Source organism: Maribacter sp. 1_MG-2023, assembly GCF_030547005.1.
Classification (GTDB): Bacteria; Bacteroidota; Bacteroidia; order Flavobacteriales; family Flavobacteriaceae; genus Maribacter.
In genome coordinates this window covers 47,417-60,056 of the sequence record NZ_JAUOPN010000007.1, presented here as the reverse complement: position 1 = coordinate 60,056, position 12,640 = coordinate 47,417, and the positions used below count along the sequence as shown (strand labels likewise).

Annotated in this window: 15 protein-coding genes; 10 read left to right on the top strand and 5 right to left on the bottom strand. The window is 34.4% G+C overall.

Features of this window, described 5'->3' with window-relative positions; translation table 11 throughout:
- Window positions 1-7: 7 nt before the first annotated feature.
- Entirely contained in the window at window positions 8-610 is a 603-nt protein-coding gene (locus tag Q4500_RS09705) for a YigZ family protein (protein WP_303599482.1), read from the top strand.
- 3 nt (window positions 611-613) lie between these two features.
- On the opposite strand, the gene Q4500_RS09700 is transcribed toward Q4500_RS09705, so the two are convergent.
- On the bottom strand, window positions 614-1,012 hold the full coding sequence (locus Q4500_RS09700) for a thioesterase family protein (RefSeq protein WP_303599481.1): 399 nt from the start codon (window positions 1,010-1,012) through the stop codon (window positions 614-616).
- 202 nt (window positions 1,013-1,214) lie between these two features.
- Here Q4500_RS09700 and dnaA point away from each other — a divergent pair, with 202 nt between their 5' ends.
- Genes dnaA through Q4500_RS09685 form a run of 3 tightly spaced genes read left to right on the top strand, consistent with a single transcriptional unit; the run spans window position 1,215 to window position 3,827 of the window.
- A complete protein-coding gene (gene dnaA / locus Q4500_RS09695) occupies window positions 1,215-2,639 on the top strand; it encodes a chromosomal replication initiator protein DnaA (protein WP_073244787.1) in 1,425 nt (474 codons plus the stop codon).
- Between the two features lie 12 nt (window positions 2,640-2,651).
- Window positions 2,652-3,104 carry a low molecular weight protein-tyrosine-phosphatase gene (locus tag Q4500_RS09690; RefSeq protein WP_303599480.1) on the top strand — a complete coding sequence of 151 codons (453 nt, stop codon included), beginning with the start codon at window positions 2,652-2,654 and terminating at the stop codon, window positions 3,102-3,104.
- On the top strand, window positions 3,105-3,827 hold the full coding sequence (locus tag Q4500_RS09685; protein WP_303599479.1) for an SAM-dependent methyltransferase: 723 nt from the start codon (window positions 3,105-3,107) through the stop codon (window positions 3,825-3,827).
- A gap of 55 nt (window positions 3,828-3,882) precedes the next feature.
- Here the strand turns inward: Q4500_RS09685 and Q4500_RS09680 are convergent, their stop codons facing one another.
- The 4 genes from Q4500_RS09680 to dapF all read right to left on the bottom strand — a co-directional run bounded on the left by Q4500_RS09680 (window position 3,883) and on the right by dapF (window position 6,997).
- A complete protein-coding gene (locus Q4500_RS09680; protein ID WP_303599478.1) occupies window positions 3,883-4,512 on the bottom strand; it encodes a hypothetical protein in 630 nt (209 codons plus the stop codon).
- Window positions 4,513-4,659: 147 nt separating this feature from the next.
- Entirely contained in the window at window positions 4,660-5,703 is a 1,044-nt protein-coding gene (gene mltG, locus Q4500_RS09675) for an endolytic transglycosylase MltG (RefSeq protein WP_303599477.1), read from the bottom strand.
- Complete coding sequence (locus Q4500_RS09670) at window positions 5,703-6,227, bottom strand: GNAT family N-acetyltransferase (protein ID WP_303599476.1); 525 nt, start codon at window positions 6,225-6,227, stop codon at window positions 5,703-5,705. Before Q4500_RS09670 ends, mltG begins: the two co-directional genes overlap by 1 nt.
- Complete coding sequence (gene dapF / locus Q4500_RS09665; RefSeq protein WP_303599475.1) at window positions 6,221-6,997, bottom strand: diaminopimelate epimerase; 777 nt, start codon at window positions 6,995-6,997, stop codon at window positions 6,221-6,223. The genes Q4500_RS09670 and dapF overlap by 7 nt, the downstream gene beginning before the upstream one ends.
- A gap of 127 nt (window positions 6,998-7,124) precedes the next feature.
- Here dapF and Q4500_RS09660 point away from each other — a divergent pair, with 127 nt between their 5' ends.
- The 6 genes from Q4500_RS09660 to rplS all read left to right on the top strand — a co-directional run bounded on the left by Q4500_RS09660 (window position 7,125) and on the right by rplS (window position 12,505).
- A complete protein-coding gene (locus Q4500_RS09660; protein WP_303599474.1) occupies window positions 7,125-8,516 on the top strand; it encodes a S1C family serine protease in 1,392 nt (463 codons plus the stop codon).
- 116 nt (window positions 8,517-8,632) lie between these two features.
- Window positions 8,633-10,081: a glyceraldehyde-3-phosphate dehydrogenase gene (locus Q4500_RS09655; protein ID WP_303599473.1), complete on the top strand. Its 1,449-nt coding sequence runs from the start codon at window positions 8,633-8,635 to the stop codon at window positions 10,079-10,081.
- Window positions 10,082-10,226: 145 nt separating this feature from the next.
- Window positions 10,227-10,850, top strand: coding sequence for a tRNA (guanine-N1)-methyltransferase (locus Q4500_RS09650; RefSeq protein WP_303599472.1), 624 nt, complete (start codon window positions 10,227-10,229; stop codon window positions 10,848-10,850).
- 32 nt (window positions 10,851-10,882) lie between these two features.
- Window positions 10,883-11,326, top strand: coding sequence for a GNAT family N-acetyltransferase (locus tag Q4500_RS09645; RefSeq protein ID WP_303599471.1), 444 nt, complete (start codon window positions 10,883-10,885; stop codon window positions 11,324-11,326).
- 17 nt (window positions 11,327-11,343) lie between these two features.
- Entirely contained in the window at window positions 11,344-12,018 is a 675-nt protein-coding gene (gene trmD, locus Q4500_RS09640; protein ID WP_303599470.1) for a tRNA (guanosine(37)-N1)-methyltransferase TrmD, read from the top strand.
- A 136-nt stretch (window positions 12,019-12,154) separates the two neighbouring features.
- Window positions 12,155-12,505: a 50S ribosomal protein L19 gene (gene rplS, locus Q4500_RS09635; protein WP_027067287.1), complete on the top strand. Its 351-nt coding sequence runs from the start codon at window positions 12,155-12,157 to the stop codon at window positions 12,503-12,505.
- Window positions 12,506-12,640 lie beyond the last annotated feature (135 nt).

Genomic DNA, 12,640 nt, shown 5'->3' with positions numbered 1-12,640 from the left:
CACTACAATGGACACCTATAAAACAATCGCCAAACCATCTGGTCCAATTTTGTTCAAAGAGCGAAAGAGTAAGTTTTATAGCTATTGTTTTCCAGTTTCTGATGAAGAAACGATTAAAGAACATATTGAAGCTCTTAAAAAAGAATATCCCACGGCAAACCACGTATGCTATGCTTGGCAAATGGGTATTGAAACAAAATCATATCGCGCTAATGATGATGGCGAGCCAAATAATTCTGCCGGCATGCCCATTTATGGTCAATTACAATCTTTTGATGTTACGAATACCCTAGTTGCCGTTGTACGTGTTTTTGGTGGCACAAAATTAGGAGTAGGCGGATTAATAAGTGCTTACAAAGAAGCCGCTAAGCTAGCTTTAGAAAATGCTAAAATAGTTACCAGAATTTTACAACAACAACTATCGGTGACATTTGAGTATTCAGAAATGGATATTGTAATGCGATTGGTAAAAAAACACCAACTTAATATTGTCTCTCAAGATTTACACCTTAAATGTAAAATGATTCTGTCTATAAATAAAAGTGATTTTAAAGAGACAATGAAACTTTTAAAGGCACATCACAAACTAGAGATTAAAAAAATAGAATAGTTCCTAATACTCTAATTTATCTAAAAGTAATTGCGGACATCTAGTTGGTCTTTTGCGTTTCATATCCATAAAAACCAAAACTGTATTAGCCGTTGCCAATAGTTCTCCTGCCTCATTGGTAATTTCATAGTCGAATTCTATTCGAACAGCAGGCTTTTTCTTCAAAATAACTTTAACAGTTATTAAATCATCATACAAAGCTGACTTTAAATATTTTATTGACAAACTTATCACCGGAAGCATAATACCACCTTCCTCCATACTTTTGTAAGAAATACCTAATGACCTTAACCATTCAACTCTTGCCAATTCTAAGTATTGAGCATAGTTACCATGATAGACAACCCCCATCTGGTCGGTTTCATTATATCTAATTCGAAAAGAAATTTCGTTTGTACGCATTTATTTAAAGTAAAAAGTATATATTTAAAAGCTCCCCTGTTGAGTAAGCGAACATGAGAAAAAAAAAGGGTAAATTCAATGACAATCGATTTTTTTTTTCAATAATTTGTTCACATATTTGCCCAAGTTGAAAGAGAACCTATATTGATTTTTTATAATCGACTATAGCTCAACGCTAACCATTAAAAGTGTAAAATATATTATGAGTGTTACTGCAAATTCCGTATGGAAAAACTGTTTGGCTTTTATTAAGGATAATATCCAACCGCAGGCATTCAAGACTTGGTTTGAACCTATTAAACCAGTGAAACTATCTGAGAACGCATTAAGTATCCAAGTACCTAGTAAATTTTTTTACGAGTGGTTAGAAGAACATTACGTTAAACTTTTGAAAGTTGCTCTTACTAAAGAATTGGGAGAATCTGCAAAGTTGGTGTATATCATTAGAATGGAAAACACTTACGGAAACAAAGAACCTTTTACTGAAAAAATCCCAAGTTCAAACAGAGGTGCCATGGCAGCTCAGGAAATGGATGTTCCTATTAAATCTAAAAATCCAGAATTACGTAATCCGTTTGTAATTCCAGGTATTAGAAATATAAAGATAGAATCTCAGTTAAACCCTAATTATAATTTTGACAACTTTTTAGAAGGTGATTCTAACCGTTTAGCCAGATCTGCCGGTATGGCGGTCGCCAATAAACCAGGTGGCACATCTTTTAATCCGTTATTAGTTTTCGGTGGTGTTGGTCTTGGAAAAACACACTTAGCTCATGCTATTGGTGTTGAAATAAAAGATAAATATCCAGAACGTACCGTTTTATATATTTCAGCTGAGAAATTTACGCAACAATATATAGAGTCTGTTAAGAAAAACACCAGGAATGATTTTATTCATTTCTACCAATTAATAGATGTATTGATTATTGATGATGTACAATTCTTATCAGGTAAATCTGGTACGCAAGATGTATTCTTCCATATTTTCAACCACTTACATCAAAACGGTAAGCAAGTAATTCTTACTTCTGATAAAGCACCTGTAGATATGCAGGATATCGAACAACGTTTACTTTCTCGTTTCAAATGGGGATTATCGGCAGAACTACAGAGTCCTGATTATGAAACAAGAATCTCCATCTTAAAGAACAAGTTATATAGAGATGGTGTTGAAATACCTGAAGACATTATAGAATATGTTGCTAAACATATTAAAACAAATATTAGAGAACTAGAAGGTGCTATTATTTCTTTAATAGCACAGTCTACCTTGAACAAAAGAGAAGTTACGATTGAGCTTGCACAACAGGTTGTAGAAAAGTTCGTAAAGAATACCAAACGCGAAGTTTCTATTGACTACATACAAAAAGTAGTTTCTGATTACTTTGAAATGGATGTGGCTACTTTACAATCTAAAACTAGAAAAAGACACATTGTACAAGCAAGACAATTGGCTATGTTCTTTGCGAAGAAGTTTACCAAAGCTTCATTAGCAAGTATTGGTTCACAAATTGGCAAAAGAGATCATGCTACAGTTTTACATGCATGTAAAACTGTTGACAACCTTGCCGAAACCGATAAGCAGTTTCGCAAATACATAGATGACTTAACTAAGAAATTTTCTTAAAACTTACGTTGCATGAAGGTGTTGATGGTTTGCCTAGGTAATATATGCAGATCTCCATTAGCAGAGGGCATTCTAAAAAGCAAAGTTGACGCTACCAAAATTTATGTTGATTCGGCAGGTACAGGTGGTTATCATATAGGTAACGCTCCAGACCCACGATCAATTAAAGTAGCAAATGAACATGGCTTAGATATAAGCGCTCAAGTTTGCAGAAAATTTACCGTTTCTGATTTTGATTCTTTTGACCTCATTTATGCAATGGACAAAAGTAACTACACCAATATCATAGGTCTAGCAAGAAATAATGACGATGTAGAAAAAGTGAAGCTTATTTTAAATGAAATAAGTTCTTCAGATAAAGAGGTTCCAGATCCATATTATGATGCCGAAGACGGATTTGAACATGTTTTTCAAATGATTGACCAAGCTTGTGATAGCATAGCCACAAGATTACAAAGCAAATAGATGAGCGTACAAAACGGAAAAATAGGAAAAGTATATTTAATACCTACAACATTAGGTGATATGCCACCTTTAGAGGTTTTACCAATTTCAATTAAGCAAACAATTGAGAAATTAGACCACTACATCGTTGAAAACGAAAAAACCGCTCGACATTTTATAAAAAAAATAAGTCCTAGAAAATCTCAACCTAGTTTGAAACTGTTTGCTTTAAACAAGTTTACAGAAGCAGCTGAAATCCCTAGCTTTCTAAATCCTTGTTTAGAAGGTTTTGATGTTGGTATACTTTCTGAAGCTGGTTGCCCAGGCATTGCAGATCCTGGTGCCGCTGTAGTTAAAATAGCCCATGACAAGAATATTCAAGTTGTACCGTTAGTTGGTCCTTCTTCTATTCTTTTGGCATTAATGGCAAGTGGCATGAACGGTCAAAACTTTGCTTTTAATGGCTACTTACCCATTGACGGTTCTGAGCGAAAAAAATATATTAAAAGCCTAGAACGTAAATCGAAAGAAGACAATCAATCGCAGGTTTTTATTGAAACTCCGTACCGTAACAATAAAATGCTAGAAGAGCTTATTAAAACATTAGCCCCTAGTACAAGAATTTGCGTGGCAGCAGATATTACATTACCAACAGAATATATAAAAACAAAAACTGCCATAAATTGGAAAAAAGAAAATGTAGATCTACATAAAAGACCTGCTATTTTCATAATTCAAGCATAAAAAAACCTTGACAAACAAATGCCAAGGTTTCCCATTTTCATATCTACTTAAAATCTTAAATTCTTGGATTTCGTTTTGCCTCAATCATAGAGACATCAAAACCAGCAAATTTTTTCATATAGTTTGAAATACTAGTACCGTAACCATCTGAAATCTCCATTCGACCGTGAGACCTTAGATATAGTTTTACGTTACCAGGCCCTGCTAAATGTGCTGCTGCTAAAATACCAGATTCCGTTACCTGAATACCATTCATTCGTACACCAACATAACGCTTAATATCTCTTCTTAAAATCCACTTGTTTCGAGATGTGTTAACTTGAAATACTTTTTCTTGTAACACTGGATTTTTCAAAAACCGATTACCGTCATAAACACCTACTAACTCTAGCGTACCTAGACCAAATTGATATTTTCCTAAATACCCGTAAGTATTAATGACAAAATAATTGCCTTGAGATTCTTTAAAAGCTAACGCTTCTTTAAAGCCTATAAATTGACTACCAAGAAAGGGGGGAGCGATTTGATAATTTGCCAATATAGCCTCTTCTTGAGGATAAGAAACCAAAATAGATTCCTTCACTTTTAACTGCTTAGGTACTTCAACCGTAAAAGATTTAAACCCATAACCAGATAAAATAAAAATCGCAATAAGAGGACAACTTGCTAATATCCATCTTCTCATATCATATATTTCTTAAGACTTACAGCGATTACTATTTGCTTGCTTAAATTTCTGCGGCAAAGGTAGACCTGAAATTATAAGAGTTTAAGAAGGTTCTGTTAAAAGAATACAGATTTAGTTAAGAAGTTCTAAAATTCGGATGAAAGCTTACCTATTGATTTTCTGAGCGTTAATCCATCGGATGTACTGTGCTTTATTTCGGTTGTGTTGCGTTAAATTCTCTGCAAACATATGATAACCGAACTTTTCAACATTTGCTACAAAGTAGTAGTAATTATGCTTTTTAGGATTTAAAATAGCATCTATTGCCGTAATATCGGGCATTGCAATTGGTCCTGGTGGCAAACCAGCATATTTATAAGTATTGTAAGGAGAATCCATCTCTAAGTCTTTATACAAAACTCTTTTTATAACGGTATCAAAATTTCCGGTCTCTTTCTTTATAGCATAAATAACAGTAGGATCTGCCTGTAATAACATTCCCTTTTTCAATCTATTTAAATACACACCAGCAACAGTAGGTCTTTCATCTACCTTTGCTGTTTCTTTATGTACAATTGACGCCAAGGCAATTACTTCATTCGGCTTTAAACCAAGTGCACTAGCTTTCTCTTTACGGGTATCGGTCCAGAAACGATTGTATTCTTTCAACATTTTACCTCTAAAAGACGCTGCAGATGTGTTCCAAAAGAACTCATAACTATTTGGTATATACAGTGATATTTTATTAGCATCGTCAAATCCGTTAGCCTTCAAGAACTCTTGATCATCGAAAGCAGCAACAAGGGATACGCTATCAGCTTCGATCTGACTTGCAATTCTACCTGCCAGATCATTAATACTTTCTTGATTGTTGAAAGATACTTTTACTGGTATATTTCCGCTTCGCAATGAGTTTACTACCTCATTGTTATTCATTCCTTTACCTATCTTATATTTACCTGCTTTTATATTGGATAAATACCCTTTTCTATCTGCAGCAGCCTCAAAAGAATCAAAATCTACTAACACAGTAGAAAGCCCTTCTTTTAAATCATCTATTGTGGCATCGGTAGGAATATAAACGATCGCCTCTTCATTGTCAAAACTAGTATTAGGAGTAAAAAAAGTACCATAAAATGTGTACCCAAAAATTCCACCTCCAATTATACCTAAGAGTATTACTCCCAATAAAATACGCTTAATGTTCATTAACTATTTATCTTTTGCAATAATATTTCATTCTTATAGGTATCCTTAAATCGTACCCAATCTTTCTTTATTCCAATTTCTTGAAAACCCAACTTTTTAAACAAATGTAAGCTTGGGGCATTTTCCTCTAAAATATTGGCATAAACCTGCCTTAAACCTAAAACTTCAAATAAGTAATTGCACAGCAATGTTATTGCTTCCGCCCCTACCCCTTTATTTCTTTGATTTTCATCAAGTATGATAATGCCAATACCCGCACGCTTATGATTAGGTTCAAAATCAAAAACATCTATTAAACCTATAGCTTGGTGCTCTTGCGAACATATAACCAAACGTAATTGCTTGACATCATAAATGTCTCGATGAGCACTATCTAAATAAAGTTGCAGCACATCTTTAGAATACGGCGTTACCGTACCGCTTACTTCCCATACATCGGTATCATTCTCAAGTGCATACAGAAAATCGAGGTCTTTTTGTTCTAAAGCCCTTAGATAAATCTGCTCTCCTTTTAATGTTACCACGTTAGTTCTCCTTTAAATACTTGTTTTGCTTCACCTTTTAAATAGATATTACTATAAACCCCTTGATTTTCTTCAAAAGTTACTTCAAGATTACCCCCAAGTGCATTTACCGTAATAGTTTTATTCTTCGTATTCCCTAAATGATACATACTTAAAGCAACTGCCGTTACCCCTGTACCACATGATAAAGTTTCATCTTCAACACCACGTTCGTAAGTTCTAATATCAAATCCGCCTTCAGCATTTGCTTCCACAAAATTAATATTACTTCCTTTTTCTCCGTAGATACCATAACGCATACGCGCTCCTTCTTTGACAACATTAAAAGACTTTAATTCCTTCACCATTTGAACATGGTGTGGCGAACCCGTATTCATAAAAAGCGCACTAGATTTCTCTTTTATCTCACTAACGTCTGTCATTTTAAGACTTACAGCGTCACCAACAATCATTGCTTCATGCAAACCATCTACAGCTATAAATGTTGTATCCTTTTTTATAATATCAAGAAAATGAGCAAAAGCTACAATACATCTACCGCCATTGCCACACATGCTTCCTTCATTTCCATCGGCATTATAATATACCATTCTAAAATCGTTAGCCTGGTCGTTCTCTAACAAAATAAGTCCGTCAGAACCCACTCCGAATCTCCTATGACAGATTTTAGCGATTAATTCTGTATCGCCTTTAGGGAATTGCCCTTTGCGATTGTCAATCATCACAAAATCGTTTCCTGTTCCTTGATATTTATAAAATGTGTTTTCCATGAGATAATAAAGACTCAAAGATAGCACATAATTAGGTTTTGTTTGGTAGTTAAAAAGTAGTTAAACGCTTATGGAATAGCATAAAAACAAGTAATTTTGTGCAGAATACGTTAAAACTTTAATGAATATGAAAAGATTAGCAAGTCTCTTGTTCGTATCTGTTTTTGCCGGTGCAATTACATTGGGTGCTTATAAACTGTTTTTTGAGAAAGAAAATTTCACCATTATTAGTCAAGAAAATAATGGTGGTGTTATAAATGCGAGCTACACCCCAACGTCTGCAAGAGGTGCAGGTATAAATGAAGTTGATTTTACAACTGCTGCAGAAAATACAGTTAATGCCGTAGTACACGTTAAAAACATTACCCTTAGCAAAGGACCCACAACTATATTTGACGTTTTTTATGGTACAGGTAGAACTGCCGTACCACAAGTTGGCACCGGATCGGGAGTCATCATTTCTTCAGATGGATATATCGTAACCAACAACCATGTAATTAATAAAGCTACTCAATTACAGGTTACCCTAAACAATAACAGAACGTATAATGCAGAGCTTATTGGTACCGATCCAAATTCTGACATTGCGCTTATAAAGATTGATCCAAATGAAAAGCTGCCTTATTTAGCCTTTGGCGATTCTGACCATACTAAAATTGGCGAGTGGGTCTTAGCTGTAGGCAACCCATTCAACCTTACATCGACAGTTACTGCAGGCATTGTAAGTGCCAAAGCACGTAATCTTGGTAAAAATCAATCTTTCATACAAACTGATGCCGCTGTAAACCCTGGTAACTCAGGTGGCGCACTAGTTAATACTAACGGAGATTTAGTAGGTATTAATACCGCTATTACATCACAAACCGGATCTTATGTTGGGTATTCTTTTGCCGTACCTAGTAATATTGCCAAAAAAGTAGTCCAAGATATTTTAGAATACGGTAATGTTCAGAAAGGTTTTATGGGGATTAGTCCCGCACCGGTAAACACGAGAGATGCTATTGAAAAAGGAATCAATAATATTGACGGAGTCTTTATTGAATTGGTCGAAGAAGAGTCTGCAGCACAAGAAGCAGGAATTGTTGTCGGTGATATTATTAAAAAAGTCGATGAAATAGATGTGCATAAATATCCTGATTTAACTGGATATCTTTCCACGAAAAGACCTGGAGACACCTTAGCTTTTATTATTGATAGAGACAAAGAACTACTAACACTACCGTTAGTTTTAAAAGAAAGACAAGCCTTAGTTGTACCTGAAATGGGCTTAGAAGTAAGAAACCTTACCGAACATGACAAGAAGGTGTACAAAACAACATCGGGAGTAAAAATCACCGGCGTACCTGAAAGATACAGAGGTTATGGTTTATCTGAAAAAGTAATCATTAAAGTAGATGATCATGAGATAGGAAATATTGACGATGCCTACACTGCCTTTAGTAGTATTTCTAAATATGGAAAAACAGTTATCGTTATGGTAGGCTCAAACGGAGAGCGAGACCGATTAATCTTTCAATAAAACAAAGTGTAAAAAATACAGCCTTCGCAAAAACGAAGGCTTTTTTTTGAAAAATATTTATTTTAAGTGGTTAATTTTTCTAGTTTTGTGCGAATTATAAAAATAATCAAATAATTATGGCTCCACAGACCACATTTGAAAAAGAGCTGGCATTTCAAGCAGACCGTAGAAAAGCTACGACTGAATTTATCAAAATCGTAAGCGATTTATGGTATGATAAATCTATTGAAATTGTCCTTTTTAAAAATCAGGTTATTGACAAAAATGTAAGTGACATTATTCATTTACACGAGTATGCTGGTGAATTCGTACAAAAACCAATATCAATTTTTGATTCGGTTGAAATTTTACGTGCTATCTCAGACATGCTTTTACCACCTTCTAAACTAGATATCGGTAAATTAACATATGAATATCATTCTGACACAAACATCTTAAACAATGTAAAATCTTTTGTAATTGATAAATTACAATCTGCACAAGATTTCAAAAGCATTGAACCGAAAGATGTTGTGTTATACGGATTTGGACGTATTGGCAGATTAGTTGCCAGAGAATTAATGTCTAAAACCGGCAAAGGAAATCAATTACGATTAAGAGCTATTGTAGTAAGAGGCAAGCCAAGCATAGAAAATCTTGAAAAAAGAGCCAGTTTATTAAGAACAGATTCTGTTCATGGTATTTTTAACGGTACAGTAAAAGTAGATTACGCTAACCTTAAACTTATTATAAACGGCACTACGGTACATGTTATTTACGCGAACATGCCAGAAGAAATCGACTATACCGAATATGGCATCAACAACGCTTTGGTCATTGATAATACTGGTGCATTCAGAACCAAAGAACAATTAGAAAGACACTTACAAGCAAAAGGAGCATCAAAAGTGCTATTAACGGCACCAGGTAAAGAAGTTGCGAACATCGTACACGGCGTAAATCATTTAGAATATAGTCCTGATGAAACTGAAATATTTTCAGCTGCCTCATGTACCACAAATGCCATCACCCCTATTCTTAAAGCCATTGAAGAAACTTTAGGAATCGAAAAAGGTCACTTAGAAACTATACACGCATATACTAACGACCAAAATTTGGTCGATAACATGCATGGTAAATATCGAAGAGGTCGTGCAGCTGCTTTAAACATGGTAATTACTGAGACAGGAGCAGGAAAAGCTGTAACTAAAGCTTTACCATCTTTAAAAGGCAAATTGACATCTAACGCTATTCGAGTTCCTGTACCTAATGGTTCTTTGGCTATTTTAAATCTTGATGTAAACCAAAAAACTTCTCTTGAAGGAGTAAACAGCATGATTAAAAAATACGCTCTTGAAGGTGATTTGGTAGAACAAATAAAATATTCGTTAGATAAGGAGCTGGTATCCTCTGATATCGTAGGTACCTCTGCCCCATCTATTTATGATAGTATGGCAACAATTGTATCAGAAAGCGGGAAAAATATTATTCTTTACATCTGGTATGACAATGAATATGGCTATTCGCATCAGGTAATTCGCTTGGCAAAGTATATCGCCAAAGTTCGTCGTTTCACTTATTATTAATTTTTTTAAATTATAACATCTATTTATTAATATGCTACGTAGTTAAATAAAGGTTTTTTAGCTTTGTGCTTTATTTTATAGTTCGACAATTATAAAGTACTTTAGTCAACTCTAAATTATTCAAATTAACCTAAGAATCTATTACATGAAGTTCTATAGAATACTTTTACTACTGGCATTGCTTTTAGCTAGTAATACACAATTTGCGCAAGACACTGAAGAAAAGGACGATAAACTATCTTTAGACGAAGGTCCTATTAGTAATCAATTCGATTTTATTGCTAAGGCCTCAGGTAATTATAGAGCTGATGGTATTAGATATGAAGTGGTAAAAGAAACCAATCTTTTTAAGATTCGTAAGAATGTTTTAGATTCTATAGCCGCCATGAATAAAAAAACTGGCGAGCTTAAGTCAACAATTGCAGAACACGAAACAACTATTACATCTTTAAATAATAAGTTAGAGGAAACGACAACTAATTTAGGTGCAGTAACCGAAGAAAAAGATAGTATGTTTTTTCTAGGCCTACCTGTTTCTAAAGGAACATATAATTTTGTTCTTTGGACGATTATTGGCGGATTGTTCCTAACCCTTGGTTTGTTCATCTATAAGTTTAGAAATAGTAATATTTTGACGCAAGAAGCAAAACAAAACCTTTCTGAACTAGAAGTTGAATATGAAGATCATAGAAGAAGATCTCTAGAGCGCGAGCAAAAAGTTAGTAGGCAACTACAAGATGAGATAAATAAGCAGAAGAAAACTAAATAATTAAAAGCTCCTTAACGGAGCTTTTTTTTGATATGAAAAGTATACGTAGAATTACAGCCACCGAGATTACCGATATAATTACTCTTTTTGATGGGTACCGGGTATTTTATAAGATGGAATCAGATACCGATGCTGCCGCCAAATTTTTAAATGACAGAATTACAAAAGAAGAATCTATCATATTCGCGGCATATGAAGGCAACAAGGCTATTGGTTTTGTACAGCTGTATTACACCTTCTCTTCTGTCAGCCTACAAAAGTCTCTTGTTCTAAATGATTTGTTTGTTGATGCTAATTACCGAGGAGCGTCTGTTGGAGAACAATTACTGCTGAAAGCACAAGAATTTTGCAAGAAGAATAATTTCAAAGGACTCGCATTAGAAACCGCCATTGACAATCCGGCGCAAAAATTATATGAGAAATTAGGATGGGTGAAAGATTACCACGCTTTTCATTACTTTTGGCAGGTTAAATGATGATGCAAATTCAAAAGATGCGAATAGATATTATTACTGTATTACCCGAATTACTTACCAGCCCCTTTGAAGCTTCTATATTAAAGAGAGCCATAGAGAAAGGATTGGTAGAAGTACACTTTCACAATCTTAGAGATTACACCGAAACGAAGTACCGAAATGTTGATGATTATCAGTTTGGTGGCGGAGCGGGAATGGTCCTCATGATTGAACCAATAGATAAATGTATTACCGATCTAAAATCGCAACGTGAATATGACGAGGTTATATATATGACTCCCGATGGTACTACCTTGAACCAAAAAATGGCCAATACAATGTCATTGGTAGAAAACATTATTATTCTCTGCGGTCATTACAAAGGTGTTGACCAGCGTGTAAGAGATGCTTTTATTACCAAAGAAATATCTATTGGCGACTATGTGCTTTCTGGCGGAGAATTAGGCGCTGCAGTACTTTGCGATTCTATTATTAGATTGTTACCAGGAGTATTGAACGATGAAACTTCTGCACTAACAGATACATTCCAAGATGGATTATTAGCACCACCTGTATATACGAGACCTGCGAAATACAAAGGTATGAATGTACCCGAAATTCTATTAAGCGGCAATTTCGGTAAGATTGAACAATGGCGCGAAGATAAGGCGTACGAGCGCACAGAAAAACTACGACCGGACTTACTTGAGTAGCCTAATTTTGAATATTAAAGAAAAACCATATAAATGCTTGTGTGTTTTAATTTAAATATTATTTTTGCACCCTGTTAGAATAACCTCTGACGATAATCGTGAATGTTGCTTTAATTTAATTCCAATTAACTATACAATGGAATCATTAATAAAATTTGTACAAGACGAGTTCGTAACTAAAAAAGAATTTCCAAAATTTTCTTCTGGTGACACAATTACTGTGTACTACGAAATTAAGGAAGGTGAAAAAACGAGAACTCAGTTCTTTAAAGGAGTTGTAATACAACGTAGAGGTTCTGGTTCAACAGAAACTTTTACTATCCGTAAAATGTCAGGTACTGTTGGTGTTGAGCGTATCTTCCCAATTAACTTACCTGCACTTCAAAAAATCGAAGTTAACAAACGTGGTAAAGTACGTAGATCTAGAATTTACTATTTCCGTGAATTAACTGGTAAGAAAGCTAGAATTAAAGAGATAAGAGGATAAATTTCTCTTTCAATATAATACAAAGCACCGTTTCATTTTGATACGGTGCTTTTTTTATGAACAAAAGTTAACAACCCTTGTTCATAATGTGTTGATTAATAAAAGTTTATAAAAATAAGATTTGAATTACTTTTT

Coding starts and splice junctions, on each gene's coding strand:
- Q4500_RS09700 (WP_303599481.1), bottom strand. CDS start 1,012: ATGCGTACAAACGAAATTTCTTTTCGAATTAGATATAATGAAACCGAC.
- dnaA (WP_073244787.1), top strand. CDS start 1,215: ATGAGTGTTACTGCAAATTCCGTATGGAAAAACTGTTTGGCTTTTATT.
- dapF (WP_303599475.1), bottom strand. CDS start 6,997: ATGGAAAACACATTTTATAAATATCAAGGAACAGGAAACGATTTTGTG.
- Q4500_RS09650 (WP_303599472.1), top strand. CDS start 10,227: ATGAAGTTCTATAGAATACTTTTACTACTGGCATTGCTTTTAGCTAGT.
- Q4500_RS09645 (WP_303599471.1), top strand. CDS start 10,883: ATGAAAAGTATACGTAGAATTACAGCCACCGAGATTACCGATATAATT.
- rplS (WP_027067287.1), top strand. CDS start 12,155: ATGGAATCATTAATAAAATTTGTACAAGACGAGTTCGTAACTAAAAAA.
- Q4500_RS09705 (WP_303599482.1), top strand. CDS start 8: ATGGACACCTATAAAACAATCGCCAAACCATCTGGTCCAATTTTGTTC.
- mltG (WP_303599477.1), bottom strand. CDS start 5,703: ATGAACATTAAGCGTATTTTATTGGGAGTAATACTCTTAGGTATAATT.
- Q4500_RS09660 (WP_303599474.1), top strand. CDS start 7,125: ATGAAAAGATTAGCAAGTCTCTTGTTCGTATCTGTTTTTGCCGGTGCA.
- trmD (WP_303599470.1), top strand. CDS start 11,344: ATGCGAATAGATATTATTACTGTATTACCCGAATTACTTACCAGCCCC.
- Q4500_RS09685 (WP_303599479.1), top strand. CDS start 3,105: ATGAGCGTACAAAACGGAAAAATAGGAAAAGTATATTTAATACCTACA.
- Q4500_RS09680 (WP_303599478.1), bottom strand. CDS start 4,512: ATGAGAAGATGGATATTAGCAAGTTGTCCTCTTATTGCGATTTTTATT.
- Q4500_RS09655 (WP_303599473.1), top strand. CDS start 8,633: ATGGCTCCACAGACCACATTTGAAAAAGAGCTGGCATTTCAAGCAGAC.
- Q4500_RS09690 (WP_303599480.1), top strand. CDS start 2,652: ATGAAGGTGTTGATGGTTTGCCTAGGTAATATATGCAGATCTCCATTA.